Source organism: Parafrankia sp. EAN1pec (assembly GCF_000018005.1).
Lineage (GTDB): Bacteria > Actinomycetota > Actinomycetes > Frankiales > Frankiaceae > Parafrankia > Parafrankia soli.
In genome coordinates this window covers 4,393,094-4,419,669 of record NC_009921.1, presented here as the reverse complement: position 1 = coordinate 4,419,669, position 26,576 = coordinate 4,393,094, and the positions used below count along the sequence as shown (strand labels likewise).

22 protein-coding genes are annotated in these 26,576 nt (G+C 68.2%); 14 read left to right on the top strand and 8 right to left on the bottom strand.

Annotated features, from left to right (window positions below; genetic code table 11):
• Positions 1-60: 60 nt before the first annotated feature.
• A complete protein-coding gene (locus tag FRANEAN1_RS18060) occupies positions 61-1,155 on the bottom strand; it encodes a phosphatase PAP2 family protein (protein ID WP_020461263.1) in 1,095 nt (364 codons plus the stop codon).
• Between the two features lie 513 nt (positions 1,156-1,668).
• The gene (locus FRANEAN1_RS18055; protein WP_347177189.1) at positions 1,669-2,418 is read right to left on the bottom strand and encodes a DUF2993 domain-containing protein; all 750 of its coding nucleotides are present in this window, start codon (positions 2,416-2,418) and stop codon (positions 1,669-1,671) included.
• 1,194 nt (positions 2,419-3,612) lie between these two features.
• On the opposite strand from FRANEAN1_RS18055, the gene FRANEAN1_RS18050 reads away from it, so the two are divergent.
• The 8 genes from FRANEAN1_RS18050 to FRANEAN1_RS18020 all read left to right on the top strand — a co-directional run bounded on the left by FRANEAN1_RS18050 (position 3,613) and on the right by FRANEAN1_RS18020 (position 13,153).
• Positions 3,613-5,886, top strand: coding sequence for an MMPL family transporter (locus tag FRANEAN1_RS18050; RefSeq protein WP_041256109.1), 2,274 nt, complete (start codon positions 3,613-3,615; stop codon positions 5,884-5,886).
• 100 nt (positions 5,887-5,986) lie between these two features.
• On the top strand, positions 5,987-7,321 hold the full coding sequence (locus tag FRANEAN1_RS18045) for a sensor histidine kinase (protein WP_020461260.1): 1,335 nt from the start codon (positions 5,987-5,989) through the stop codon (positions 7,319-7,321).
• Positions 7,224-7,904, top strand: a complete 681-nt coding sequence (locus tag FRANEAN1_RS18040; protein ID WP_020461259.1) for a response regulator transcription factor — start codon at positions 7,224-7,226, stop codon at positions 7,902-7,904. Before FRANEAN1_RS18045 ends, FRANEAN1_RS18040 begins: the two co-directional genes overlap by 98 nt.
• 1,133 nt (positions 7,905-9,037) lie before the next feature.
• Positions 9,038-10,030 (top strand): SGNH/GDSL hydrolase family protein, encoded by a 993-nt coding sequence (locus FRANEAN1_RS18035; protein WP_198145559.1) that lies wholly within the window; start codon positions 9,038-9,040, stop codon positions 10,028-10,030.
• Between the two features lie 125 nt (positions 10,031-10,155).
• Positions 10,156-10,734, top strand: a complete 579-nt coding sequence (locus FRANEAN1_RS39110; RefSeq protein WP_020461257.1) for a hypothetical protein — start codon at positions 10,156-10,158, stop codon at positions 10,732-10,734.
• Positions 10,735-10,885: 151 nt separating this feature from the next.
• Positions 10,886-11,134 carry a hypothetical protein gene (locus FRANEAN1_RS18030; protein ID WP_041254331.1) on the top strand — a complete coding sequence of 83 codons (249 nt, stop codon included), beginning with the start codon at positions 10,886-10,888 and terminating at the stop codon, positions 11,132-11,134.
• Positions 11,127-11,972: an alpha/beta fold hydrolase gene (locus FRANEAN1_RS18025; RefSeq protein WP_020461255.1), complete on the top strand. Its 846-nt coding sequence runs from the start codon at positions 11,127-11,129 to the stop codon at positions 11,970-11,972. The genes FRANEAN1_RS18030 and FRANEAN1_RS18025 overlap by 8 nt, the downstream gene beginning before the upstream one ends.
• The gene (locus tag FRANEAN1_RS18020; RefSeq protein ID WP_041254330.1) at positions 11,960-13,153 is read left to right on the top strand and encodes a glycosyltransferase; all 1,194 of its coding nucleotides are present in this window, start codon (positions 11,960-11,962) and stop codon (positions 13,151-13,153) included. The genes FRANEAN1_RS18025 and FRANEAN1_RS18020 overlap by 13 nt, the downstream gene beginning before the upstream one ends.
• A gap of 56 nt (positions 13,154-13,209) precedes the next feature.
• Here FRANEAN1_RS18020 and FRANEAN1_RS18015 read toward each other — a convergent pair whose 3' ends face one another.
• The 6 genes from FRANEAN1_RS18015 to FRANEAN1_RS17995 form a co-directional block, all read right to left on the bottom strand.
• Entirely contained in the window at positions 13,210-14,142 is a 933-nt protein-coding gene (locus tag FRANEAN1_RS18015; protein WP_347177188.1) for a reverse transcriptase domain-containing protein, read from the bottom strand.
• Positions 14,143-14,151: 9 nt separating this feature from the next.
• Positions 14,152-14,496: a hypothetical protein gene (locus FRANEAN1_RS43600; protein ID WP_347177187.1), complete on the bottom strand. Its 345-nt coding sequence runs from the start codon at positions 14,494-14,496 to the stop codon at positions 14,152-14,154.
• A gap of 695 nt (positions 14,497-15,191) precedes the next feature.
• A complete protein-coding gene (locus tag FRANEAN1_RS18010; protein ID WP_020461253.1) occupies positions 15,192-16,082 on the bottom strand; it encodes a hydroxymethylglutaryl-CoA lyase in 891 nt (296 codons plus the stop codon).
• A gap of 34 nt (positions 16,083-16,116) precedes the next feature.
• Positions 16,117-17,325, bottom strand: coding sequence for a CoA transferase (locus FRANEAN1_RS18005; RefSeq protein ID WP_020461252.1), 1,209 nt, complete (start codon positions 17,323-17,325; stop codon positions 16,117-16,119).
• Positions 17,326-17,333: 8 nt separating this feature from the next.
• Positions 17,334-19,358, bottom strand: a complete 2,025-nt coding sequence (locus tag FRANEAN1_RS18000) for an FAD-dependent oxidoreductase (RefSeq protein WP_020461251.1) — start codon at positions 19,356-19,358, stop codon at positions 17,334-17,336.
• Positions 19,359-19,403: 45 nt separating this feature from the next.
• Positions 19,404-20,159 carry an IgiC gene (locus FRANEAN1_RS17995; protein ID WP_020461250.1) on the bottom strand — a complete coding sequence of 252 codons (756 nt, stop codon included), beginning with the start codon at positions 20,157-20,159 and terminating at the stop codon, positions 19,404-19,406.
• Positions 20,160-20,947: 788 nt separating this feature from the next.
• On the opposite strand from FRANEAN1_RS17995, the gene FRANEAN1_RS17990 reads away from it, so the two are divergent.
• From FRANEAN1_RS17990 to FRANEAN1_RS17965, 6 genes are all read left to right on the top strand, one after another.
• A complete protein-coding gene (locus FRANEAN1_RS17990) occupies positions 20,948-22,654 on the top strand; it encodes a thiamine pyrophosphate-binding protein (protein ID WP_020461249.1) in 1,707 nt (568 codons plus the stop codon).
• A 59-nt stretch (positions 22,655-22,713) separates the two neighbouring features.
• Positions 22,714-23,541, top strand: coding sequence for a TauD/TfdA family dioxygenase (locus FRANEAN1_RS17985; RefSeq protein ID WP_020461248.1), 828 nt, complete (start codon positions 22,714-22,716; stop codon positions 23,539-23,541).
• Positions 23,538-24,281: a 3-oxoacyl-ACP reductase FabG gene (gene fabG, locus FRANEAN1_RS17980; protein WP_020461247.1), complete on the top strand. Its 744-nt coding sequence runs from the start codon at positions 23,538-23,540 to the stop codon at positions 24,279-24,281. The genes FRANEAN1_RS17985 and fabG overlap by 4 nt, the downstream gene beginning before the upstream one ends.
• 135 nt (positions 24,282-24,416) lie before the next feature.
• Positions 24,417-24,998, top strand: coding sequence for a carboxymuconolactone decarboxylase family protein (locus tag FRANEAN1_RS17975; RefSeq protein ID WP_020461246.1), 582 nt, complete (start codon positions 24,417-24,419; stop codon positions 24,996-24,998).
• Positions 24,999-25,039: 41 nt separating this feature from the next.
• Positions 25,040-25,687, top strand: coding sequence for a GntR family transcriptional regulator (locus FRANEAN1_RS17970; RefSeq protein WP_347177186.1), 648 nt, complete (start codon positions 25,040-25,042; stop codon positions 25,685-25,687).
• Positions 25,688-25,740: 53 nt separating this feature from the next.
• A complete protein-coding gene (locus FRANEAN1_RS17965) occupies positions 25,741-26,529 on the top strand; it encodes an SDR family NAD(P)-dependent oxidoreductase (protein WP_020461244.1) in 789 nt (262 codons plus the stop codon).
• Positions 26,530-26,576: the final 47 nt, after the last annotated feature.

Sequence of the window (26,576 nt, the reverse complement as noted above, 5' to 3'; positions counted from 1 at the left end):
CAGATGGAGTCTTTGAGACCGGCGTTGGATGTCCAAGATGCCAGCGCAGATTTCAGTTTTTCAGGAGCGGACCGCCGGCGGCGGCTTGCCGGTACGCGCCGGAGGCAGGGCCGGCTGGGCGGCTGATGCCGTCGTAGCATCGCTGGCAGCGCGACCGGCATCAACAGCACCGGCAGCAGCCGTACTGGCCGCAGGGCTGCGGTCCTGTTGGGTCCCGACGTCGGCCGTCCACAGGTCGCTGTGCCATGCCCCGTCGAGGTCGTCTGTCGAGGGGGGCGTGCTGGCTGCTATCGGGTCAAGGTCGTGGGCCCGTCCACGTAGCTGCTCTCTGACTGAGATGCGCCATAGCCGCATCCGGGCATGGACCTCAGGCCGGGTCAGCTGGACCGCCGTGACGACCAGACCGCCGCCGATCAGGCCGTCCAGCCAGTAGTGGTTGGCCGTGATCACAACAACGGCGATGGTGATCAGTGGATGCAGGATGATCAGCCATCGTGCCCGTGACCGCAGGATGGTCACCACGCCCCAGGCGACCAGGATCGACCATCCGACGTGCAGGCTGGGCATGGCGGCGTACTGGTTGGCTACGGTGTCGCCCGCGGTGTAGGCGGACGGGCCGAAGACCGTTCCGGTGTCCACGAAGGTCACGTCCGGCAGCGTCTGCGGGAGGAACCGGGGTGGTGCCAGCGGATAGAGGATGTGGATGACCAGGGCGACCCCGGTCGAGGCGAGGATGACCGTCCGCACCCGTGGCCACGCGTTGCGGTGTCGTACCAGGACCCAGGCGAGGAAGGCGGTCGACGCCGGGAAGTGGACGCCGGTGTAGACGCGGTTCGCCAGCTCCAGGAGTTGGGTCGAGTGCAGTGCGAGCTGTTGGATCGCGGACTCGTTGGGGAGATACAGCAGTCGTTCGAGGTTCCAAACATCCCGGGCGTTCGCCAGGGCCTGCGATTCCCGGCCGACGGCCAGATGCCGGCCCATCCGATAGAGCATGTAGAGCAGGTCAAGGAGGAGCACTTGGCCGGCGATGGACAGGGCCGTCGAGGTCAGGCGGCCGATCCGCGATCTGTGCCACCACGAGTCCCGTGGGGGCGGCGCGACGTTGCGGGATGCGGACGTCGCCTTGCCGTGTGCATGAAATGACATGCTTACCATGAACGACCCCGGAGCATTTCACACTCTTCTGCCGACATGCCCCTTCAACCCCCTGCTCGTGCCGGCCGATCGGTGCGTTAGGCAAGCACCCAGAAATTATGACGCCGCTCTCATCGCACAGAACCAGCCGTGCTCTACACATTGCTTGTCATCCCCGTCGCGTTACGCCACCGATTGGAAGCGCGCGGCACGCGGAGGGCGAGGAGGATATGACCCGCCAAATTCCTGGCACCGCGCTAAGGAAGACCGATGAACGACGGAGTCTCCGGTCGGTGTTCTGGACGCGCTGCAGGCGGCCAGCGACGCGGCGGCCACGGTGACGAAGGCGAGTTGTCTGGCCATGCCTCTTCCTCTCGACGCCGCAGGCGCGGACCCGCATCAGCACGTCACGGCGCCCGGGAACGGTGCCAACCCACCTTGTGACGGGTCTATGTGCGCCGTGGCCCGGAGGAGACGGGGTGTCGACGTATCAGGCTCGGGCAGCAGCCGTGTCCTGAACGGGAGGGCGTGAGGTCAGTTCCCGCTGTTGTCCGCCGGCGGGCACTGGCGCGTTCGTGCCTCCGCCTTGGGGAGGACGACGTCCTTGGCTGTCGCGGTCAGCGACAGGCCTGACGCGTCGGTTGACGCTTCGACGATGCTGAGGTCAAACGGCAGGCCTCCGACTGGGATCGGGACCGAGGGGAGCAGCTCCCCCACGCCACCGGGCACGGGGATGCTGAAGTTGAGTCCCCCGCGCAGGGAGACTTCGGAGGGGACCAGGGTGAGTTTGTTGTCCCGCACCTCGAAGGTGGTGACACCGCCGATCTCCTGGGCGCCGAGCACCGGCACATCGGCCGTGCCGGAGACCTCGACCTGCTCTCCGCCGTCCACCGGGTTGATCTGGATCTTGCCGGGCTGGTCGGCCAGAAACGTGTTCACATCGTCGTAGTCGAGACGGACCGTTGCTTCAACATCGTCGACCGGAACCTCACCAACGCTGTTGGTGAGGATTTTCTTGACTGGAATGTGAAGTCCTTTGAGATGCGCTTCGACCGACGAGATGCGGGGGCCGGGTGTTGAGATTCCCTCGACGCTCAATCCGATGTTCTTGAAGTTGCCGAACATGATCTGGGTGAGAAACGGGAATCCGCCGATGCTGACATTGCTCACGGTCGGTGGGATGACATCGCAGGCGAGGCTTTCGGTCACGCTCGCCTCGATCTGTTTGGCCATCTGGTCCTCGGCGGCCGAGACCGCGAACCGGTCGCCCGCCACGAGCACCACGAGCTGGACCACCGCGCCGATCGCGAGGATCCGTCGGCGTCGTCGCCACCGGCGGCGCTTCGGGGAGACCGATCCGTCTCCGGGGCCGACGGCAGGCGGGTGACCGCCTGGACCCGCGGGGGTGGCACTGTCCCCCGTGTCCGGATGTGCCTGCCGGTAGTGGTCGTCGCCGGTCTGCGTACCGATGCGACTCCCGGTGGGTGGGTGGGTTCCGCTGTCGGCCCAGGCCGCATGAGCGGGTTGGGGATCGGCGGATGGGATGGACTGGATCCGCTCCTTCCACAGGGCCTCTGGCCCGGCTGGCATGCCCGGGGCCGGGACACTCCTGCCGATCCCGGCTCTGCCGATCATTTCCGTTGTCCTGCCGGGCGGCGGCGGGGTGACCTCCGGCGCGTCTTGCGCGCTTCCTGCCGGGGAACGCACTGGTCGACCCGGGCGGAAGGCGTCGGCGGGTGGCGGCGGTCCAGTCGGCCGATGAGGGGCCTGCTGTGGCAGGGCCGCTTGCTGGGACGGGCCGCGCAGGTCCCAGGTCGGCCGGTCGCCGTCCGGGCCAGGTCTCCGGCCCGGTGCCTGAGCGGAGCCGTCGTGAGCGGTGTCCGCGGATTTGTGTTCGTCGCCGTCGGGTGTGTGGTTCACCGAACATCTCCACTCCGCGCCGCGTCGAGTTCCTGGGCGCGGCATCGCCGTTCGCTGGTGGTGTGTCGCGCCCAACCCGGAGCTGGGTAACGGGACGCCGTTTCTTGGTCGCGTTGGGGACCTCGACCACTGTGCACCGGAGTGGCCCGCTTCCGCGTCGGCCGGAGGCAGTCAGTTTCGGCTACTGCAGGCTCAGTAGAAGCATGTCCAGCTACTGCCTCGATCGCTACTCAGCGTGCCTATACAACTGCCTCTTGAAGTCAGGTTCGGGTGTGGCGATCGCGGGGCGTCGGCGTGGCAGGGGCCGGACCCGTTGCACCGCAGCGCAGATCACGGTGGCGGGACCGGTAACCAGCGCTGTCTCGGCGGATACAAGACACCTGGCGTCGGGTGCCGGTGGAGTCACCGCGCGGCCGAAGGTACTCCGCCGGCCGAACGGGAGGGGCTCGCGTGTACTGCGGTTTTCGTAGCCGGAAGTGCCGGCAGGCGGACGACGACGGGACCCACCGGTTTCGCGCAGTCTTCTCGTGTACCCGAGAAGATGTGGAGATCTCCCCCGTGGCGACTTTTCTTTATCGGCTGGGCCGTCTGTCGTTCCGGCGGCGCCGATACGTTCTTCTGCTATGGGTGGGGGTGCTGGTCACCGTCGGCTTCGGCGCGGCCAGGGCACCCGCCGCCCCGGACGACGCGTTCTCCATGCCAGGTACCGAATCCCAGCGGGCGTTCGACCTCCTAGACGAACGCTTCCCCGGCACCGGAGCGGACGGGGCGGTCGCCCGCATCGTCTTCGTCGCCCCACCAGGCCAGACCCTGACCACACCCGAAAACCGCACCACTGTTGAACGAGTCGTCGCGGAGGCCGCCGCCAGCCCACAGGTCGCCAACGCCGTGAACCCCTTCCAAAGCGGGGCGGTCAGCACGGACGCGGCGACCGCCTACGCCACGGTCTCCTACACGGCGATCAGTGATGATCTCACCGACGCCACCAAAAACAGCCTGCAAGGCGCGGTCACAGACGGCCAGACAGCGGGCCTGACCGTCGAGCTAGGCGGAGACGCGCTGACAACCCGGCCAGGGGCGGGCGGAGTGACCGAGGCCGTCGGAATCGCGATCGCCGCACTCGTCCTGCTGATCACCTTCGGATCCCTGGCCGCAGCCGGGCTACCGCTACTGACCGCGATCGTCAGCGTCGGCGTCGGAATCGCCTCGATCATGGCCCTGGCCAGCACCCTCGGCCTGTCCTCAACCACCAGCACCCTCGCGATGATGCTCGGCCTCGCCGTCGGCATCGACTACGCCGTGTTCATCGTCTCCCGCTACCGGGAAGAACACGCCCGCGGGCTGGAACCCCAGGACGCCACAGCGGTCGCGACCGGCACCGCCGGGTCATCGGTAGTGTTCGCCGGGCTCACCGTGGTGATCGCGCTGGCCGGCCTGTTCATCGTCGGAGTCCCAACCCTGACGAAAATGGGCCTGGCCGCCGCGGGCACCGTCGGTATCGCCGTCGGAGTCGCGCTGACCCTCGTCCCGGCGCTGCTCGGGTTCTTCCCCCGCGCCGTGCTCCCCCGCTCCACACGCAAGAGCACCACGCGCAGCACCACAAGTAGGTTCGCGCGCAGAGCCACGAAGAAGACCGAGCACCGCGGGCCCAACGCGGGCACCCGCTGGGCGAACCTGATCCTGCGCCGCCCGCTGCCCGTCCTCATCCTCTCCGTACTCGCCCTGGGGGCGATCGCCCTGCCCGTCCTGGACCTGCGCCTGGGCACGGCCGGCGACGAGGCCAAGCCCACCTCCACCACCGAACGCCGCGCCTACGACGACCTCGCCGCGGGCTTCGGGCCAGGCTTCAACGGCCCACTGACCATCGTCGTCGACGCGACAGGTTCCGACAACGCGCAGACAGCGGTCACCACGATCACCCAGAAGATCAGCGCAACACCCGGTGTCGTCTCCGCCTCGGCCGCCCGGTTCAACACCGCGGGCGACACAGCGGTATTCACCGCGGTGCCGGCCACCGGACCGAGCGAGGCAGCAACCAAGGACCTCGTCCACACCATCCGCGCGCAACGCGCCACGGTCACCGCCGCCACCGGCGCGACCTTCCAGGTCACCGGCACCACCGCCGTGAACATCGACATCGCCCAGAAAGTCCAGGACGCACTCATCCCCTACCTCGCCATCGTGGTGGGCCTGGCGTTCCTGCTCCTGCTCGTGCTGTTCCGCTCGGTACTCGTCCCACTCAAAGCCGCCCTCGGGTTCCTACTCTCCGTCCTGGCTGCCCTCGGAGCAGTCGTCGCGGTCTTCCAATGGGGCTGGCTCGCTGGGCTCATCGGCCTCCACCAAACCGGACCCATCATGAGCATGATGCCGATCTTCATGGTCGGTATCGTCTTCGGCCTCGCCATGGACTACGAGGTCTTCCTCGTCGCCCGCATCCGCGAGGCCCACGTCCACGGCGAGAACGCCCGGGACGCGATCACCTCCGGGTTCGGGTACAGCGCCCGCGTCGTGGTCGCCGCCGCACTAATCATGATGGCGGTCTTCGCCGGCTTCATCGGCACCAGCGAACCGATCATCAAAATGATCGGGTTCGGCCTGGCCACCGCGGTCCTACTCGACGCCTTCGTCGTCCGCATGACCATCGTCCCCGCCGTCCTCGCCCTTCTCGGAGAGAAGGCATGGTGGATCCCACGCCACCTCGACCGGGTCCTGCCCCACATCGACGTCGAGGGCGAGACGCTGAACCGGCCCACCGCCGTGGCACCGGCCGTTGCGGCACCGGCCACCGGCCGCGAGGAACCCCTCGCCCTGGAATCCACGTCCGCACGGTGAGCACCTCCCGTCCGAGGACCGCCGGCACGCAACACCGCGGTCCTCGGACGGGGCTCCGTACCGTGGGCACCACAGCCACAGCAGCCGACAGGAACCCAATATGACGATCACCAGCCGGTGGCGGCGGATCCAGGACCATCACCGCACGGGCACCGTGATGATCGCGCTCCTGGCCTTCGTGGCCGCCGGCCCCGCCAGCAGACTCAACCCCCAGCACGTCGCTCACGACAGCTCCCCCTACCCCGCGGTCCTGCTCGCCGCCATCGCCTGCACCGCACTGCTCTGGCACGAACGCCATCCCCGCGCGACCGCCGTGGTGGCCATCACCTGCACCGTGTTCCTGGCCGGCCTGGGCTACCTCCTCACCTCCCTGATGATCGCCCCAGCGATGGCCGCGCTCTACTGGCTGGCCGCGCACACCGACCGCAGAACCACCCTGAGCATCGCCATCCCCGGCTGCGCGGCGGTGGTCGCGACGGCGCTGGTCGCCGACCCCGACGGCTACCCCCTGGAACTCAAGACCATCGGCCCGACCGCCTGGCTACTGATGGCCGCGTCACTCGGCGGCGCGAGACGGATCAAACAGGACTACCTCGACGCCGTCAAAGCCCGCGCCGAATACGCCGAACGCACCCGCGAGGCCGAAGCCCGCCGCCGGGTCGCCGACGAACGCACCCGCATCGCCCGCGAACTCCACGACGTCGTCGCCCACCACATCACCCTCGCCCACGCCCAGGCCGGCACCGCCGCACACCTCGTCCGCACCCACCCCGACCAGACGGAACCGATCCTCACCAACCTCACCGCCACCACCTCCTCCGCGCTGCGCGACCTCAAGGCCACCGTCGGCCTCCTCCGCCACGGCGACGACCCGGACGCCCCCCTGGAACCAGCCCCGTCACTCGCTCAACTCCCCGAACTCGCCCACACGTTCACCGCCACCGGACTCACGGTCACCATCAACACCCGCGGCGAGCGGCCCCCGCTCTCCCCCGGCATCGACCTCACGGCATACCGGATCGCGCAGGAAGCGCTCACCAACGTGGCGAAACACGCCACCACCAACAGCGCATGCGTTGACATCACCTACGCTCCCAACAGCGTCACCCTAATGATCATTAATGGTGGTGGGGGGAAAAGCTCGGCCAATGGGGACCACAGGCCCGACACGGTGAGGTCGATCCCATCCTCGAACAGTGGATTCGGCCTGATCAGCATGCGGGAACGCGCACTGTCCGTCGGCGGACATCTCGAGGCCGGACACCATCCCGAAGTCGGCTTCCACGTCACCGCCATCCTGCCGCTACAACCCAGAAACCCCACGAAAACGGAAAACGATGACTATCCGAGTGCTCCTCGCCGACGACCAGACCCTCCTACGAGCGACCTTCCGGATTCTGATCGACTCGTGCGAGGACATGGAAGTCGTCGCTGAAGCCGCAGACGGCCACGAAGCCATCGCAGCGGCCCGTGAACACCACCCGGACGTCGTGCTCATGGACATCCGCATGCCCGGCACCGACGGACTCGCCGCCACCGCCGCCATCTGCAGCGACGAAACACTCGCCGCCACGCACGTCCTCATCCTCACCACCTTCGAAATCGACGAATACGTCACCCAGGCACTTCACGTCGGAGCAAGCGGCTTCCTCGGTAAAGACGTCGGAACGGACGAGCTCCTCACCGCCATCCGCACCATCGCCGGCGGCGACGCGCTTCTCTCCCCGGCAGCCACCCGCGCCCTCATCGCCCGGTTCCTCGCCACCCCCGAACCCACAGCCACCGCCAGGACAAACCCCGCAGTCCTCACGACGCTCACCGCCCGCGAACGAGAAGTCATGGTGCTGGTAGCCGAGGGCTACTCGAACCACGACATCGCCCGTCGCCTTGTCATCAGCCCACTGACCGCCCGCACGCACGTCCACCGAGCCATGACAAAACTCGAAGCCCGCGACCGGGCGCAGCTCGTCGTCATCGCCTACCAGTCCGGCCTGCTACAAACCACCCCATCGGACTGACCGCCCCAGAACCTCACAGCCCGGTCGCGGTTCTCTGTACCACCGCACGCTCGATCGACGGGCCGCGCCCAGAGGCCCGCCTCGCGTCAGCCTTCCCCGGCCACCCTCCTCCCAGCCTTCATGCCTATCTTCTCAATCATCGGTGCGGGTCGTCGCGGCGGCACTGCGCACCGTTCTCGGGCCGAGATCCTGGCATGTTCCCGGAAACCGATCTGCGTGGGCAGGGGTACAGGACCTCTGACATGCCGGCACGCACTCGCCCGCGACACGGCGAATCCGGTGCCCTGAACCTCACAGCCACTGAAAACTCGGAGTCGCCTGGCCGGCCGAGGCCTATCCCGCCTGGACACGAACGCGCCGGTTAACAGCCATCACGCTCCTCCCCATCAGGAGTACTGGGTAGGAGGCCGGCGTACTGCGTTCGCAGTAGGCAGTTGTCGACAAACGCACGACGACTGACGATCCCTGTTCAGACAAACTGAAGAGGTGCCCGAGAACAGCCGCGAAGAAGATACTGTAACTGCTCCTCGCCGACCGAACGACCCGAGAAATGCACGACCACCTGGCGGGCTGCAGTAGGCCGCCGGACGACAGAGGCCGTCATCCGGAAGTAGGGCGCGGCTGATCAGCCCTGCCCCTTGTACGCGCCGGGCCCTGTGCAATGCGGGTGCACGGCGTGGGCCCGTGGGCCCGGCGGTAGCCCCCGCCGGGCCCACGGCGCCTGGACACCACCACGCCCAGGCCGCGGTACACGGCCCCGACCCACGCATCCAACCGAACCTGGCGCACCGACCATCCATCGGTACGCCACCGTCCGATAGATACCAGAAGGCCGGGCCTCGCCCCCCGACCTGCAAACCTTGCCCCGAGCGTCGCCATTCCTGGCTCAGACCTAAACGATCCCTGCCAGAAACGCGAGAAAACACAACACTCGATCCGGCATTCAGGTTCGACTCATCGTGATCCACGCCGGCTCGCCGTTCCCTCGCAGCTGCGATCATCTGCCTGACGCCGTCGACACTGGAGCATCATTCACAACCGGCGGTTACCTTCCATGCCCGCAGGTCAGACATCAGAAGTGCCATCCGAGACGGAAGTGGGAGGCAATGATAAGAACTCAGCTACGCGCCGGGTTGGTCTGCACACTCGCGTGCGGCACCCTGATCACCGCGGTCGCCCTCAACCGCCACGACGGCGGTTCAGCTCCAGCAGCGGCAGCCGCAGCGCTTCCCGAGACGACAACGACGCCGGTTCCGACTCGGACAGCAACTGCAACTGCAGCGCCAGCTCCAGCTCAGGGGGCATACGTCGCCCTAGGCGACTCCTATACCGCCGGTCCCGGAATCCCCTCCCAGATCGGAGAACCCGGCGGCTGCGATCGTTCGGACCGCAACTACCCGACGCTGATCGCCGAGAATCTGGATCTTGAGGAATCCGATTTCACGGATATGAGCTGTTCCGGGGCCACGATCGCGGACCTGTCCTCGCCCCAGTCCACTGGGGACGGAGTCAACCCGGCCCAGTTCTCGGCCCTTTCCGCCACAACGCGGCTGGTCACGATCGGCATCGGCGGCAACGACATCGGTTTCACCTCGGTGGTCAAGCAGTGCGTCCGGGCCGGCGCGCTCTACAACGCGCTCGCCGGCGGCACCTCGAACGACGCACCCTGCAAGAGGAAGTACGTCTCCGCCGGAACCGACGAGGTACACGAGAAGATCCAGGCCGCAGGGCAACAGCTGTCCGTCGCGCTGGGCGAGATCACCCGTCGCGCGCCGCAGGCCGACGTGTACATCGTGGGATACCCGGCAATCCTTCCCACCGACGGCGTCGGTTGCGCACGCACCATGGGACTCACAACCGGCGACATCACCTACCTGCGCCAGAAGGAACAGGAGCTCAACACCATGCTGCAACAGCAGGCAGAAGCCGCCGGCGCCGGGTACATCGACACCTACACCCCTTCCCTCGACCGCGACGCCTGCGCGGCGAGAGACATCCGCTGGGTCGAGCCACTGATTCCCCTCAACCCCGCTGCCTCCGTCCACCCCAACGAACGCGGCGAACGCGGCATGGCCGACGCGATCCTCCAAAGCATGTCGCATCAGACGCCACCGACCCGATCGTGATCGCACACGTACATGCCCATCCCGCACGGTCTGGCTGACCGACCCCGTCGATCCGTCTCCGCTATCAGGTCCCCCATCGACCTCACCTGCCGCCGGACAAGGACTGGTGTCAGTTAGCGGGAAATGTGCCGGGCAACGCGTACCGCCTCCTCTACAGAGATGAATACTTCGGAACCACCCTTGAACCTTCCCGGTTCAGGTGGAAATATGACATAGAAGAGAGGGCCGACGACATGGATTTCCATCAGAAAAGAAACGAAGGCACTGCGGGTATCCAGGCACCCACAGACTCTGGACGCCTCCGGCGTTCCCGGTCGAGCAGACGAATAGCATCCATCGCCATCGCCGTGGTTTCACTAGCAGCTTGTGACACGACAAGCACGCCGGATGAGAACTCGGCTATGAATCCCTCTACCGGAATAACGTATGTATCGGCGAGCCCGGGAACTGATGCCGGCAACTCGGAAGGCACCGAAACATACATCAGAAGATTCCGCGAGGAATTTCCTCGGCTGGCGCAAGGAAAAACCGACGCGCAGATTATCGGCGATGCTGAGGCCAGCTGCTCCGATATGGCTGCCAGCAGAAAAATCACCACCCCCTCAATGGGGGAGCGCTACGGTCTCGGCGGATCAACAGCCGACCAGTTCACACTCCACAACATTGCACTGTTGGCCATGTCAACCGTGTGTGGAATCCGCTGACACGCATCACATCGCCGCCACCGACGAGGGCGGACCCCGAGTCACCTCTGCGATACGCGAATCCTCCCGCCGTCGGGCGGCCCAGCCGGAGAACTGTAGAGGGCCTGGATGTGTACGGCAGCAATGCGCACCGAGGACAGGAAAACGTTCCGTGACATCCCTGAAACCCGGTGCCCCGACCGGCTCTGAGGGCCGTCACGAACTCGCGGAGGACGTGCTCGCTGCGCTCGCCCGGATCGAGTTCGTAGCCCCAGCCGAACGCACGCGCCTCCGTTACGGATCATCGGTCGATCTCGTCGCCTTTCTGGCCACGATGCACCTGGCCGAAGCGATCAGATCGTCCGTCGGTGACGTCGTCTACCTGATCGCCGATAGCCTGTCCGGTGCCAGCCATGGCTGACGTCATTGCCAACGGGATCCGCCTGAACGTCCAGCGCCTCACGCCGACACGCGGGGCGGATCCCGACGCGCCGATCGTCGTCACGCTGCACGGCATGGTGATCGACAATCTGTCCAGCTTCTACTTCAGCCTCGGCACCTTTCTGGCGAACGCGGGCTGCGACGTCGTGTGCTACGACCTGCGCGGGCACGGGCGCAGCGATCAGACACCCGACGGGTACGACATGGCCAGCTCCCTCGCCGACCTGTCCGGGCTGCTGGTCGCACTCGGCATCGACCGCCCGGTACACATGGTCGGCAACAGCTACGGAGCGACACTGGCGCTGGCCTACAGCCTCGCCCACCCAGAGCAGGTGGCGAGTCTGACCCTGATCGAGCCCCCCTTCCTCATCGAAAGTCTCGGCGCGCAGATGGAACACTCGCTCAGCCGGGTGCTTACGAGGCGGGACATGCTCGCCACTCCGTCGTTCGACCCCGCTCGCCTGGCCGCGTTCACCGCGCCGGTACTCGCCGTGTACGGCGCCAACTCGGACCTCATCGACCACGCCGCGAGCCTGTCATCGCTGATACCCGACTGCACCCTGATCATCCTGCGTAACCACACCCACGCGGTGCTCCGCGAGGCCACCAGCTACCTACGCACGCTGACGCACTGGTGGTTGTTCCACCACGGAACAGCACCCATGCCGACCTACACCCCGCCGCCCAGCCCCGGCTTCGTCATGCCCGCCTGGGTACGCGAGAAAGTACCGCCGCCGGACCTCAGGGGCCCGGACCGCAACCCCGACGGTCGACTCCTGAGAACAACCCGGAACTCTGGTGTGACATGGCAAGAATAATGTTCGTGGTACCACCGCTGGCCGGGCATGTGAACCCGGCCACCGCGGTAGCGGGGGAACTGGCCGCGCGCGGTCACCAGGTGGCGATTGCCGGTCATGCCGACGTCATCGCGCCGATCGTACCGGCGAAGGTCGACCTGCTCGCGCTGTCCGGGAGACCGGCCGACGCCGCGGAGCGGACCAGAATAGAGGCCTCGTCCCAGCGGCTTCGTGGCGTAGCCGCGCTGAAGTTCCTCTGGCAGGACTTTCTCCTCCCCCTCGGCGCGGCGATGATCCCGGAGATCGACGCCATGGCCAGCGAGTTCCGTCCCGACGTGGTGGTCGCCGACCAGCAGGCTGTCGGCGCGTCGGTCGTGGCACGCCGACGAGGCACACGGCTAGCCGTCCTCGCCACCACGCCCGCCGAGTTCGACGACCCCTACGCCGGGCTCGACCGCGTCGGCGCCTGGATCGCCGGACTGCTCCAGGACTTCCAACTCGCCCACGGCATCCCCCCGGAACAGGCCGCGGCCACGGACCCCCGGTTCTCCGACCAGCTCACCCTCATCTGCTCCGTGCCAGGCCTACTCAAAGCGGGCCGTTTCGCGGAATCAGTGGTCTTCGTCGGCTGCGCGGCCGCTCGGCGTCGTGCCGACCCGGACTTCCCCTGGACATGGCTGGACGAAACCCGGGCCACCGTCCTGATCTCACTCGGCACGGTCACCCGCGAGGCCGGCCGCCGTTTCCTGCGCGCCGCCGCCGAGGCGATGCTGTCGATGGCCACCGACGTCCAGGCCGTCGTCGTCGCGCCACCGGGGACCGCCACCGACCTGGCCCTGGCGGCGCCCGCCGATCTCCTCGTCACACCACGCGTACCACAGCTCGCGTTGCTGCCACACCTGGCCGCGGTGATCTGCCACGCCGGCAACAACACCGTGTGCGAATCGCTCGCACACGGAGTCCCACTCGTCGTCGCACCCGTCCGCGACGACCAGCCCATCATCGCGGAACAGGTAGAACGAGCCGGAGCAGGCACCCGGATCCGATTCGGCCGTGCCGGCGCGGCAACGATCGCCGATGCCCTGCGAAACGTGCTCGACGATCCGACCTACCGAGCGACCGCCGGGCGACTGCGACAGCAGTTCACCGCCGCCGGCGGCACGGCCACAGCAGCGGCCCACATCGAGCAACTCGCCAGCTAGTCGCGGTAGGGACCGCCCTTACGGGCGGCCCCCCGCACAGATCCCAGCGAGCGGAACTACCGCACTGGGCTCCTGCCTCGGGTATTGGCGTCGAGCCGAACGGTAGGCAGGGGATGTCGGACCTTTGCGGTCGGTAGCCACCTGTTCGCGATGGGCCCCATCCGTCCCCAGTTCAGGTGCCCGCGCTGACTACGGCGCGATAGCGCCTTGTGCCAGGCATGGAGCACCTCGTAGCGGAATGAAGCCGTCGCGTTCATGTTGCCGGGCACGGCATAGTAGTTCAGGTGGCCGTTGACCACGCTGCGCAACCATTGCCCCTGGACGGGGATGGGTAGGTGGCTGCGCCGCTTCGCTTCGACCTTGATCTCGCGTAGCTTCGCCGCCATCCGCCTCTTGTCCGTGACCCGCCGCACCCAGAAGTAGCCCCGCTTGCCCGTCGCGCAGATGTGCGTGAAGCCCAGGAAGCTGAACGTCTCGGGTTTGCCCTGCCCATGCCGCGACCGGTTCCGGGCGGCGAACCGCCCGAACTCGATCAGCCGGGTCTTGTCGGGATGCAACTCCAGGCCGAACTTCGCGAACCTGTCCCGAAGATCGACAAGGAACCGCCGCGCGTCATCCTCGTACTCGAAGCCGGCGACAGCGTCGTCAGCAAAACGCACGGTGATCACATCACCACGCGCCTGGCGATTCCGCCACCACCGCACCCACAGGTCGAAGACGTGGTGCAGGTACACGTTAGCGAGCAGCGGCGATACCGAAGCCCCCTGCGGTGACCCTTCCATTGTCTGCGACCACGCGCCGTTCTCGATGACTCCCGCGCTCAGCCATTTCTGGACCAGGCGCAGGATCCGTTTGTCCGCGATCCGGTGCTCAAGGAACTTGACCAGCCATTGATGACTGAGGCTGGAAAAGAAATCCCGGATGTCCAGGTCGAGCACCCAGCTCACCTTCTTCCGCTGGATCCCGACCGCGAGCGCGTCGAGCGCCATGTGCTGGCTTCACCCCGGCCGAAACCCGTACGAAAAGCCGAGGAAGTCCTCCTCGTAGATGGCGTTCAGCACCTCGACGACCGCCCGCTGGACAATCTTGTCCTCCAGCGTGGCGATACCGAGCGGCCGCTGCCGCCCGTCCGCCTTCGGGATGTACACCCTCCGCGAGGGACTCGCCCGGTAACGCCCCGAATGGATCCGGGCGTGCAGGTCCCGCAGGTTACCCTGAAGGTCCCGCCCATACTCCCGCCACGTCACCCCGTCCACGCCGGGCGCGGCCTGCGGGCGGATCGCCCGGTACGCCGCCTCCAGGCGGTCCAGGTCCACGTGGTGGAGTAGCGCGGTGAACCGCATTCCCTTGTCCTGCCGTGCGGCTAGGCGCACACGATCCAACGGGCTTGACACGCCTGGCCCGGCTCTGCGTCCGGAACGTGTTTCGCTGGCCGTGTTCCCCTCGGCCACGCCCCTTCCCTCCCCCACCTCCGCACCCGCTCGCACGGGCTTGTTCGGCAGGTTCACAGGTACTATTGGCGTGTCCGACTTCCCGTGTCCGTGCATCCCAGGATTACCGCCTCGGCGTTCCCTGGGCGTCCCGCCGGTCATCACTCCGACGGGCGGACGCGGGATCTCCCGGTTCTCGTGCTTGGAGATTCCGTGCATGCCATGGTTCTCTGACCGCGCCGGGTCCCCCGGGAACTCGCGACTAACGCTCCCGGCGGTGTTGCCTTCCACGGATCTGAACGTGTCGGCACCCTGGAACTGTTCATTTCGCGGCTCAATAGCCCGGCCTACACGTGCCCCTACCAACGCTTCAGCAGCCCCCTTACGGAAGCAGCCACATGGCTCGGGGTCGTCGTGGGTCGCTACTCCTTCGACGTAGAGCTCTTCCATCTCCTTCTCCAAGCCGGTTTATCCCGGCGCTACCAGATCTTGAATGGTCGAGATCTGGGCCTGCCTGGTCACAATGGCGGTACCCGAGATCCAGAGACCGATCGCCACCCCGCCGCGCCGACTCCACCCCGAAGACACTCCCAGATGCCGCCTCAGTATTAGCCTGGGAAGGTGCCTGCGCGGCCGAGCAGCGCCGGCACGTCGATCCCGAGCTGCTCGCCGATCCAGCGGCCGGTGGCCGCGAGCTGGCGGAGATCCACACCGGTCGCGACGCCCATCCGGTCGAGCAGGTAGACGAGGTCCTCAGTGGCGATGTTGCCGGTGGCCGCCGGGGCGAACGGGCAGCCCCCGATGCCCCCGGCGCTGGCGTCGAGGGTCTCCACACCGGCGCTGACCGCGGCGACGGCGTTGGCGTAGCCGGTGTTGCGGGTGTTGTGAAAATGGCACCGCAGGGCGACGCCGGGGGCGACGTCACGGACGGCCGCCACCAGCTCGGTGACCTGTGTGGGAACCCCGACACCGATGGTGTCGGCCAGGGCGATCTCCGCGGGGCCCGACTCGACGACCCGGCGGGCCAGGTCCCGGACCCGGTCCGGGCTCACCTCGCCTTCGAACGGGCATCCGAACGCGGCCGAGAGCGTGACGGAGGGCCGGATACCGGCCTCGTGTGCCAGGCCCGCGATCTCCGCCCAGGCACGCAGGCTCGCCTCGACCGTCATCCCCTGGTTGCGTTCGCTGAACGTCTCGGTGGCGAGGACGACCATGTTGACCTCGTCGACCCCCGCGCGGGCGGCGCGTTCGAATCCCCGCCGGTTCAGGACCAGGCCGATGTACGAGACCCCGCTGTCGCGGGGGACCTGTGCCATCACCTCTTCGGCGTCGGCCATCTGTGGCACCCGTTTCGGGTGCACGAACGCCGTCACCTCGACCCGGCGCACGCCGCCGGCGACGGCGCGCTGGATCAGCGTCACCTTGGTTTCGGTCGAAAGCGGCGTCTTCTCGTTCTGCAGGCCGTCACGCGGGCCTACCTCGCAGATCGTGATGGCCACGCGGTACTCCGTTCACGTGTTCGACTGGTGGTGGTCAGATGACGCCGTCGGCGACGAGCTGTTCGCGGTGGGCGTGGCTGATACCGAGCAGGTCGCCGTAGATCGACTCGTTGTGCTCGCCGAGCTCCGGGCCCAGCGAGCGGATCCCGCCCGGCGTGGCGGACAGCCGCGGCGCGACATTCTGCATGGGGAACTCACCGAGGCGGTCGTGCAGCAGGCGGACGACGGCCTTGCGGGCCTTGAAGTGCGCGTCGGTGACCATGTCGGCCGCCGTGTAGATCCGGCCGGCCGGGACACCCGCCTCGTGCAGGCGGTCGAGGAGCTGGGCCGAGGGCTGGGTCGCGGTCCACTCGCCGATGATCTTGTCGAGCTCCTCCAGGTGCTCACCGCGTGCCTGGTGCGTCTGGAAGTGCGGGTTCGTCGCCAGCTCGGGGTTGCCCATGACATCGCAGAGGCGGATGAAGATGGTGTCCCGGTTCGCCGCTATCAGGATCTCCGCGCCGTCCGCGGCGGTGTAGACGTTGCTCGGCGCGACGCCGGGCAGGATGGATCCGGTGCGCTCCCGCCGGAAGTCGGCCAGCTCCCATTCCGGGACCAGAGCTTCCATCAGTGCCAGCACGGCCTCGTAGATGGCGGAGTCGACGATCTGACCGCGGCCGCTGCGCTCCCGGCTGAGCAGCGCCATGACCGTTCCGAGCGCGGCGAACGTGCCGGCCAGCGAGTCGCCGAGCGAGATGCCGGTGCGGCTCGGCGGGCGGTCCGGATTCCCGGTCGTGTAGCGGATACCACCCATCGCCTCCCCGATCGAGCCGAAGCCCGCCCGCTGCGAGTAGGGGCCGTCCTGCCCGTATCCGGTGACCCGGACGAGGACAAGCCCCGGATTAATACTCGAGAGAGTGTCGTACCCGAGGTTCCACCGTTCCAGGGTGCCGGGGCGGAAGTTCTCCACCAGCACGTCCGCGTGCGCCGCGAGCTGCTTCACCAGCTCCTGACCGCGGGCGTCCCGCAGGTCGCAGGTGATGGACTTCTTGTTGCGGGCGATGATCGGCCAGGTGAGCGACAGCCCGCCCGGCGCCTGGCTTCCCCAGTTCCGCATCGGGTCACCCCCGGCGGGGTCCTCTATCTTGATGATTTCCGCGCCGAAGTCGCCCAGCAGCTGCCCGCAGAACGGTCCGGCGATCAACGAACCGAGCTCGAGAACACGGCATCCCGTCAACGGCCCGTGCACGTCTCCGTTGTCCACTGGTCTCCTCAGATTGTTCGGGCTGCGGTGTCGGCTTCCCAGATCGCGTTGAAGATGCGCCGCGGTGCCTGCGCGTCGCCGACCAGGTGGATGTCGAGGCCGGCGCCGTCGAGCTCACGGGCGAGCAGGTCGTTGGCGGTGTTGCCGAGGATGAGCACGACACCGTCGACATCGGGCAGCTGGGAGGCCTCCCCGGTGAAGACGTCGGTGAGGGTGACGGTGTCCCCGTCGATGGCGTTCACTTCGACGTTCGGGGTGAAGGTGACGCCGGAGCGCCGCAGCTGCCCGAAGGCGAACGGTAGGTCATGACCGTCGGCGAAGGCGTGTCCGAGCTGGGGGTACTGGGAGACCACGTGTACCGCGTGGCGGCGCTGGCGCAGGTACTCGGCGGTGATGAACGCCTGGCGGTCTCCGGTGTCGTCGACGATCAGGATCCGGTTCGGCAGTTCCACGCTGCCGGTGAGGATCTCCACCGGGGTGTAGACGTTCCACTGGTCCGAACCCGGCAGCGCCGCGGCGTCCCGGGCCCACCGTTCGGGACGGCGGGCCGTCCAGCCATGGCGCAGCGGCGTGGACCCGGTGGCGACCACGACCGCCTCGTACCGGCCGACCAGGTCGTTGACCGTGACCCGGTGCTTGAGCTGGATGGAGACGTCGGTCCGGGCCAGCTGGGTGGTCAGCCAGTCGGTCACGCCGGTCCACTCCCGGTAGGACGGCGCCTGCGCGATCAGGTTGACCTGCCCGCCGAGAGTGTCGTCCTGTTCGAAGAGGGTGACCTGGTGGCCGAGCTCGGCGGCGGTCAGCGCGGCGCGCAGCCCGGCCGGGCCGCCGCCGACGACCGCGACCCGCCGTCGCCGGCGCTGCCGTGTCTCGTCCTGGCGGAACTGCCGCTCCCGGCCGACCTGCGGATTGTGAATACAGGCCAGCGGCCCGCGGGCGAAGGAGGCGACGCACCAGTTCGCACCGATGCAGGGGCGGATGTCGTCCGGGCGCCCCTGCTCCGCCTTGACGGCCCACAGCGGGTCGGCGATGAGCTGGCGGGCCATGCCGACGAACTGCGCCTTGCCGCTCGCGAGGATGTCCTCGGCCATCTCCGGGGTGGTGATCCGGCCGACGGCCACGACCGGCAGCGAGACCGCGCGGGTGATGTTGGCGGTGTCGGCGACCTCGTAGCCGGCCGGCCGGGCCGCCGAGGTGCCGTAGATCTGCATCCGGTCCAGGTAGGTGCCCTGCGTGGTGGAGATGTAGTCCAGGGCGCCCCAGCTCTCGGTCTCCGTCGCGATGCGCACCCAGTCGGCGTTGTCGAGGCCGTTCTGCCCGGGGCCGTCGCTGCTGTTGAGCCGGATCCCGAGCACCCGGTCGGCCGGGACGACCTGGCGCACCTCCTCGACGATGCGGCGGACGATGCGTATCCGCCCGTCGAACGAGCCGCCATACTCGTCGGTGCGGTGGTTGGTGGCCGGGGACAGGAACTGGCCGAGCAGGTAGCCGTGTGCCAGCCCGTGGATCTCGACGCCGTCGACACCGCCCTCCATCGCGTGCCGCGCAGACAGGACGTAGTGCGCGACCAGCTCGTCGATCTCCCGCCGGGTCACCTCGTGCGGGATCTCCCGGTACACCGTGTCGGGCACCGGGCTCGGCGCCCAGGTGGGCAGGCGGCTGATGATGCCGTCGGTCTGCCGGCCGCGGTGCCACAGCTGGGCCATCAGCAGCGCACCGTGCGGGTGGACGGCGGCCGCGACCTTGCGGTAGCTGTCCACCACCGCGGCCTCGTAGGCCAGGATCACGCCGCGCCGTGGCCGGGTGGACGGGTGGACCGCCATCGCCTCCATGGTGATCACGGCTACGCCGCCGCGGGCCCGCTCGGCGTAGTAGTCCGCGCTGGCGTCGGCGAAGGTGCCGTCGGTGGAGAACTCGGTGGCGTGCGCGGCGAGCCAGATACGGTTGCGGGCCGTGCGCGGCCCCAGCGCGATCGGGGAGAACGTCGTCGGGTACGCACTCGAGGAAGATGCCGTCGGGTGGTCGTGGGGCATTCGTGCCTCCTGGCCCTCAGCAGCGGTGGCTTTCAACAGCGGGGGTCAGTGGTGGGCCAGAAGCTGCCCGAAGCCCTCCGCCTGGTCGTCAATGCCGTTGCTGCGCAGCGCATACCAGTAGGTCGCCGTGTTGACCGAGATCACCGGGAGATCCAGCCACTGTTCGGCCTCCGCGGCGATCCGGCCCATGCACATGTTCGCGCCGAACTGGACGATCGCCCGTGGCCGGTCGGCGGCGAGCCGCTTCAGTTCACGCCGCAGGGTCTCCCCCGAGGTGTGCGCGATCTGCACCGCCGTCGGGGAACGCAGGTGGACCGCGGTGTGCAGCTCGTAGCCACGGCTTTCCACGAAGGAACGCAGATGCGGCTCGGAGGACGGCTGATAGGGGGTGATCAGACTGATGGGCCCCTCGTCGACGCCGACCGCCCGCAGCGCGCTCGGGATCGCGTCTCCCGCGTGGATGAGCTGAAGATCCTCACCGAACTTGGCCCGCAGCCGATCCCGGATCGCCTCACCGGCCTTCGGGTCGCCGTAGACCGCTTCGATGGAGACTCCGAGCACCACGCACGCCGGGTCACAGGTCAGAACGGAGCCCACGGCGTCATCGACATTGCGGTCGATGTCCCGCACGAGCCCGTCGAAGTCCTCATCGTTGTTGACGACCCAGTCGGGGATATGGATACGCGCGATATGGTTGGTCACTCCGCGCGGCCGCATGTCGTCATACTCGGGCTGCACGACGGTGTTCACCGAGGGCGTGACCACGCCCAGTTTCAGTCTCCAGCCTAACGCGTCCGTCATCACAAGCTCCGTTCTGTCGGGTCCCGGCGAGTGGCGCGCGGCCACCGGCGCGGCCCGCCCTTAGGCCAGCGGGTGTGCTTCACGGGTTCGGCCCACTCGTCCCTGGTGCACCGCGACGCGCACCCGAGCCGCCCGGAGACGTCGGAGGCACCGACGCCACACCAGGACGCCGGGCCGAAGACGCCGAACGGTGAGCTCGCCGAACCTCGTTCACCAGAGTCCTGAGTCCACCAGATTCCTGGCCCCTCCCGCGCCAGCCGGCACGCGGGCGTCACCGGCTGGCGGTCCGACATCCGCGGCCCTCGCGTCGGCTCGCCACCCGGCCTATATTGCATACACTTGGACCGGAAGAACCGCAAGAGTCTTGCAACGAAACGGCCGTCCGACCTATATTGCATACACCCTTCCTTCTGAGGCGGTGTTCGGATGGCCAACGCGGGCCCTCGACGGACAGGACCGCGGCGCCCTGGAGCGCGGCATCCCGGCCGCCGCCGCGCAGACGGGGCCAACGAGACAGGCCGGACCAACGAGGCTGGCGAGCCGAAGCCGGGCAAGCCGGGCTGTCGATGGGTGACGCAACGCCGTGCTCCGCACCGCGGGGCGGAGCTGACCGGCGAGGCGACCACCGGGGCCAGGCCTGACCAGCCGAGGTCGCCACGTACCAGAGGTCGCCACGTACCAAATGATCGACGAGCGCGGTGGGCGTCCAGGCCGTCCCGCCCGCATCGCGAACCAGGCAGGTTGACGGCATCCGTGGCGGATTCGCGATTATTGCCGAAAGGACGAATATGCCGGTAAAAGTCTACGAGCGCATCCTCCAGTTGTTCGAAGCCGAGGGCATCAAGACGATCTTCGGTATTCCCGACCCGAACTTCGTGCACATGTTCCACCTCGCCGAGGAACGCGGCTGGACCGTGGTCTCACCGCACCATGAGGAGTCCGCCGGGTTCATGGCGGAGGCGGTGTCCCGGATGACCGGCAAGGCCGCGGTGGCGATCGGCACCCTGGGCCCGGGTGTCGCGAACCTGGCCGGGGCGATGATGTGCGCCAAGGTCGAGAACTCGCCGGTCATCTTCCTCGGCGGGCAGCGTGCCCGGATCACCGAGCAGCGGGTGCGGCGCGGCCGGATCCAGTTCGTGCGGCAGGCGGGCCTGTTCGAGCCGTCGGTGAAGTACTGCGCCAGCATCGAGTACGCCGACCAGACCGACGAGGTCATCCGCGAGGGCCTGCGCAAGGCCCTGTCCGGCACCCCGGGCCCGGTCTACATCGAGTACCCCTCCCACATCATCCAGGAGGAGCTCGACGTTCCCCCGCCGCTGCCGCCGGCGGCGTACCGGCTGGTGAACCAGACCGCCGGCCCCGACAGGATCGCCGAAGCCGTGCAGTACATCCGCGCGGCCAAGCAGCCGGTCCTGCTCGTCGGGCACGGTGTGCACACCTCCCGCGCGGGAGAGTCCGTCCGCGCCCTCGCGGAGGCGATGGCCTGCCCGGTCATCCAGACCTCCGGCGGCACCTCCTTCATCAAGGGCCTGGAGGACCGCACCTTCCCCTACGGCTTCTCCGCGGCGGCCGTGGAGGCCGTCGTGGAGTCAGATCTCTGTCTCGCCATCGGCACCGAAATCGGGGAGCCGGTCCACTACGGCCGCGGCCGGCACTGGGTCGCGAACGAGGCCAACCGCAAGTGGATCCTCATCGAGCAGGACCCCGAGGCCATCGGGGTGAACCGGTCGATCGACGTGCCCCTCGTCGGTGACCTGCGCGCGGTCGTCCCGCAGCTCGTCGACGCCCTCAAGGACACCCCGCGCACGCCGACCCCCCGGCTTGAGGCCTGGGTGACGCAGGAGGCAGCCCGGTTGGCGGAACTGGCGGAGACGGCCCTATCCGGCATGTCACCCGTGCACCCTGCACGGCTCATCGTCGAGGCCACCAAGGCCTTTCCCGCCGACGGCATCATGGTGCGCGACGGCGGCGCGATCACCATTTTCGGCTGGACGTACTCGCAGGCCAAGCCGCACGACGTGATCTGGAACCAGAACTTCGGCCACCTCGGGACCGGGCTCCCCTACGCCGTCGGCGCCTCGGTGGCGGATGGCGGGAAACGGCCCGTCATGCTCATCACCGGGGACTCGTCCTTCCAGTTCCACATCGCCGAGCTGGAGACCGCCGCCCGACTGAACCTCCCGCTGGTCTGCGTGGTCAGCGTGGACTACGCCTGGGGCCTCGAGGTCGGCGTCTACAAGCGCACTTTCGGCCAGGGCTCGCTGGAGACCGGCGTCCACTGGAGTGAAGACGTCCGGCTCAACAAGGTCGCCGAGGGCTTCGGCTGTTACGGCGAGTACGTCGAGCGCGACGAGGACATCGCCCCCGCCATCAAGCGCGCCTACGCCAGCGGAAAGACCGCCGTCATCCACGTCGCCGTCGACCCGAAGGCCAACTCGGAGGAAATGCCGAACTACGACGAGTTCCGGACCTGGTACGCAGAGGGAATGCAGTAGGGAATGCAATGGCTCCCGGGAGCACGGCGACCGGGAGCAAGCGAGAGGAGGCGGGAAGGATGACCGCGATCACTACGAGAAAACTGAACGATTATGTCGGAGCGGAGGTTGTCGGCCTCGACGTCGACCGTCTACTGAACGACAGCGACGTGCCGGCAGCGTGCCTAGCGGCGCTCGAAGAACACGGTGTTCTGTTATTCCGCGAGTTGAACATCAGCCATCAGGACCAGCTCGCGTTCGGTCGGAAGCTCGGCGACGTCGTCAAGATTCCCGGCTATCCGATCCCCGAGGTCATGGAGATCAGCTTCGACCCGGCCAATCCGAACGCGCAGTACTTCCCGAGCAACGACCACTGGCACTTCGACGGCTCCATGGACGACATCCCGGCCAAGGCCGCGCTGATGAGCGCGAGCGTGGTCGTCGCGGAGGGCGGCGAGACGGAGTTCGCCAGCACCTACGTGGCCTACGACACCCTCTCCGACGAGGAGAAGGAGCGTTTCGACGATCTCCGGGTGGTCCACACGTTCGAGTCGATCCAGCGCCGGAGCTACCCCGATCCGACGCCGGAGCAGAAGGCCGACTGGGCGTCGTGGCCCGTGCGTGAGCACCCGCTGGTGTGGGAGCACCAGTCGAGGCGGCGTTCGCTGGTGTTCGGGGCGAGCGCGTCGCACATCGTCGGGATGGACGTCGACGAGGGCCGGGCGCTGCTCGCGGACCTTGAGCGGCGGAGCACGCTGCCGGACCGGGTGCTGCGGCACTCCTGGTCGGTGGGAGACATGGTGATCTGGGACAACCGGGGGCTGGTCCACCGGGCCTGCCCCTTCGACCGGACGAAGCCGCGCACCATGCACCGCACGACCCTCGCCGGAGATGAGCCGATCAAATGAGCGCACGTACAGCCATCGTCACCGGAGGCGCGTCGGGCATCGGCGGTGGCATCAGCCAGCGCCTGGCGGCCGACGGCGCCATGGTAGCGATCTTCGACCTCAGTGGTGACGCGGCCAAGGCCGCGGCCGAATCGATCGAGAAGGCCGGTGGCAGGGCCATCGGCGTACCCGTCGACGTCGTCGACCGCGCCGCCATCGACGCCGGGGTCGAGGAGGTGCGGGCCCGGCTCGGCCAGCCGACGATCCTGGTGAACAACGCCGGCCTGACGGTCGAGAACGCGTTCCTCGAGACCACCGCCGAGGCCTGGAACCGGATGATCTCCATCAATCTCACCGGCACGTTCGACAGCTGCCAGGCGGTGCTCCCCCACATGATCGAGGCGGGCTGGGGCCGGATCGTCAACATCTCGTCGTCGAGCGTTTACGGCCCTCCCCCCGGACTGGCCGGCTACGTGGCGGCGAAGTCGGGGGTGGTCGGCCTCACCAAGGTTCTCGCGCTGGAGTTCGCCAAGCACGGGATCACGGTCAACAGCATCCCGCCCGGCTTCATCGACACGCCGATGACGCGCGATGTCGTGGATCGCGGGTTCATCGACCTCGATCAGCAGATCGCGAAGACACCGGTGGGCCGGATGGGCCGGCCCGAGGACATCGCCGCCGCCACCGCGTTCCTGGTGAGCGAGGAAGCCGGCTACATCACCGGCCAGAGCCTCGGGGTCAACGGAGGCCGGATCATCTGATCCGGCCCCACCGGTCACCGTCGCCGGCCCGACCGCATTCCCCGGCCGGCCGGCGACGGCGACCGGATGCCGCGCCCGACAGCGCCGGACCACACCTTGACACGCGAGCCCGCCGACCAGAAGAGGCAGACGACAATGAGCCGACTCACCCCCCTGCCGCACGATGAATGGCCCGCGGATCTGACGGACTTCATCGCCGACTTCCGAGCCACCGTCATCGGGGACACCGGGAGCGCGGGCGGCCAGTCCGGGGCGAACCTGTTGGGGACGCTGGCCCGCTACCCGGCGCTGACCATCGCGTTCCTCAGGTTCAACGGCCACGCCCTGTACGGCACCTCGCTCTCGGCCAGGCAGCGCGAGCTGCTCGTGCTCCGGGTGGCCTCCCTGCGGCAGGCCGAGTACGAGTGGGCGCAGCATGTGGTCCTCGCCGAGGCGGCCGGCCTGAGCGACGACGAGATCCGCCGGGTGACGGAGGGGCCGGACGCCGCGGGCTGGACCCCGCTCGAGTCCGCGCTGGTGCGCGCGGCCGGCGAGCTGATCGCCGACGGCGCGGTGGGCGACCAGACCTGGAAGACGCTCGCCGACGAGCTCGACGAGCACCAGCTGATGGACGTGGTCTTCACCGTGGGCACCTACGAGATGGTGGCCTTCGCGCTCCGCTCGTTCGGGGTCGAGGCCGACGACGATCTCCTCCCGTACCTCCGCCGGGGCCAGTGACCGTGGCCGGGATCGTGACCTCGGCTGGGCGGGTTCTTGAGGTGCTCCGCAGACTCATTCTCAACAACACCCTCCTGCCCGGTGCCCGGCTGGCCGAGACCGAGCTGGCCGAACAGCTGGGGGTCAGCCGGACCCCGGTCCGCGAGGCCCTGCGCCAGCTGGCCGCCGAAGGGCTGGTCGAGCTCTCCCCCAATCGGGGCGCCCGGGTCGCCGGCTGGTCGCCGGCCGAGCTGGAGAGCGTCTTCGAGCTGCGTTCAACGCTCGAACCGCGGCTGACCGGGATGGCCGCGGAACGGGCCGACGAGGGCGACCTCGCCGAGCTGGAGAAGCTGGCGAACGAGATGTCGGCCGTCGGCTCGCCTGGTCCGGAGCAGGACCTGGAGGCTCTCATTCCGCTGAACGCCGCGTTCCACGAGCGGCTGGTGAAGCTGGCCGACGCGCCGGCCTTCGCGGCGGCCCTGGCCGGGGCGGTCCGCACACCGCTGATCATGCGGAACTTCCACGCCTACGACGACGACTCGATGCGGCGCAGCCTGGCCCACCACATCGAGATAGTCGCCGCCATGCGCGCCGGCGATCCGCAGTGGGCCACCGCGGTGATGGTCGCCCATCTCCGCAACGCCCGGGCCGTCATGCTGCGGACCACCTTTCCCACCGCGGACCCCGGCGGCGTGACTCGGGGTCGATAGCCCAGGCACGCCGCCGCGGCACAGGGCGGTCACGACGGAACCAGGAGGCGTGGATGCGTCTGAAGGACAAGGTCGCGGTCATCACGGGCGCAGGCTCGGGAATCGGCAAGGCGATAGCTCACCGGTTCGCCGCCGAGGGGGCGAGCGTCGTCTGCGCCAGCGTCAGCGGCCGCGCGGTCGACGTCGCCGCCGAGATCGGCGACGGGGCGCTCGGGGTGAAGGCGGATGTCAGCGACGAGGCGGATGTCCGGCGCATGATCGGGGCCGCCGAGGAGGCGTTCGGCCGGATCGACATCCTGGTGAACAACGCCGGGTTCGGCGGCAAGTTGAAGCCGATACACGAGCAGAGTACGGAGGACTGGGACCGCGTTCACGGGGTGAATCTGCGGGGCGTCTTCTTCTGCATGAAGTACGGCATCATGTCGATGCGCCGGACGGGTGGCGGCTCCGTCGTGAACGTCTCGTCGACGACGGCGGTCATCGGCTGGAAGCACCACGGGATCTACGGGGCGGCCAAGGCCGGTGTGAACCAGCTGACCAGGGTCGCCGCCCTCGACTACGCCGACGACAACATCCGGGTGAACGCGGTGTGCCCGGGCACGATCTGGACCGGCCTCGTGCAGCTGTCCAAGGAGCACCCGGAGCCGCCGCCGGGGGTGTTCCGCCTCCCCGGGATCCCGATGGACCGCTGGGGCCTGTCCGACGAGATCGCCGCGGCGACCCTGTTCCTGGCCAGCGACGAGGCGTCCTACGTCACGGGCGTGCTGATGCCGGTGGACGGCGGCTACTCCGTCGGCTTCTCCGGGATGGGCGCCGAGAAGTCGGGCCGGCCCACCGCCTGAACCGGCGTCCGCCGGGCGGGCGCCGGGCCGCGCGACGCCTCGTCGTA

Bases quoted from the DNA above. Each gene is read 5' to 3' on its own strand.
- FRANEAN1_RS17965 (WP_020461244.1), top strand. From the start codon at position 25,741: ATGCGTCTGAAGGACAAGGTCGCGGTCATCACGGGCGCAGGCTCGGGA.
- FRANEAN1_RS17990 (WP_020461249.1), top strand. From the start codon at position 20,948: ATGCCGGTAAAAGTCTACGAGCGCATCCTCCAGTTGTTCGAAGCCGAG.
- FRANEAN1_RS18015 (WP_347177188.1), bottom strand. From the start codon at position 14,142: ATGGCGCTCGACGCGCTCGCGGTCGGGATCCAGCGGAAGAAGGTGAGC.
- FRANEAN1_RS17995 (WP_020461250.1), bottom strand. From the start codon at position 20,159: ATGACGGACGCGTTAGGCTGGAGACTGAAACTGGGCGTGGTCACGCCC.
- FRANEAN1_RS18000 (WP_020461251.1), bottom strand. From the start codon at position 19,358: ATGCCCCACGACCACCCGACGGCATCTTCCTCGAGTGCGTACCCGACG.
- FRANEAN1_RS43600 (WP_347177187.1), bottom strand. From the start codon at position 14,496: ATGCGGTTCACCGCGCTACTCCACCACGTGGACCTGGACCGCCTGGAG.
- FRANEAN1_RS18020 (WP_041254330.1), top strand. From the start codon at position 11,960: ATGGCAAGAATAATGTTCGTGGTACCACCGCTGGCCGGGCATGTGAAC.
- FRANEAN1_RS18045 (WP_020461260.1), top strand. From the start codon at position 5,987: ATGACGATCACCAGCCGGTGGCGGCGGATCCAGGACCATCACCGCACG.
- FRANEAN1_RS18025 (WP_020461255.1), top strand. From the start codon at position 11,127: ATGGCTGACGTCATTGCCAACGGGATCCGCCTGAACGTCCAGCGCCTC.
- FRANEAN1_RS17975 (WP_020461246.1), top strand. From the start codon at position 24,417: ATGAGCCGACTCACCCCCCTGCCGCACGATGAATGGCCCGCGGATCTG.
- FRANEAN1_RS18060 (WP_020461263.1), bottom strand. From the start codon at position 1,155: ATGGTAAGCATGTCATTTCATGCACACGGCAAGGCGACGTCCGCATCC.
- fabG (WP_020461247.1), top strand. From the start codon at position 23,538: ATGAGCGCACGTACAGCCATCGTCACCGGAGGCGCGTCGGGCATCGGC.
- FRANEAN1_RS18040 (WP_020461259.1), top strand. From the start codon at position 7,224: ATGACTATCCGAGTGCTCCTCGCCGACGACCAGACCCTCCTACGAGCG.
- FRANEAN1_RS17985 (WP_020461248.1), top strand. From the start codon at position 22,714: ATGACCGCGATCACTACGAGAAAACTGAACGATTATGTCGGAGCGGAG.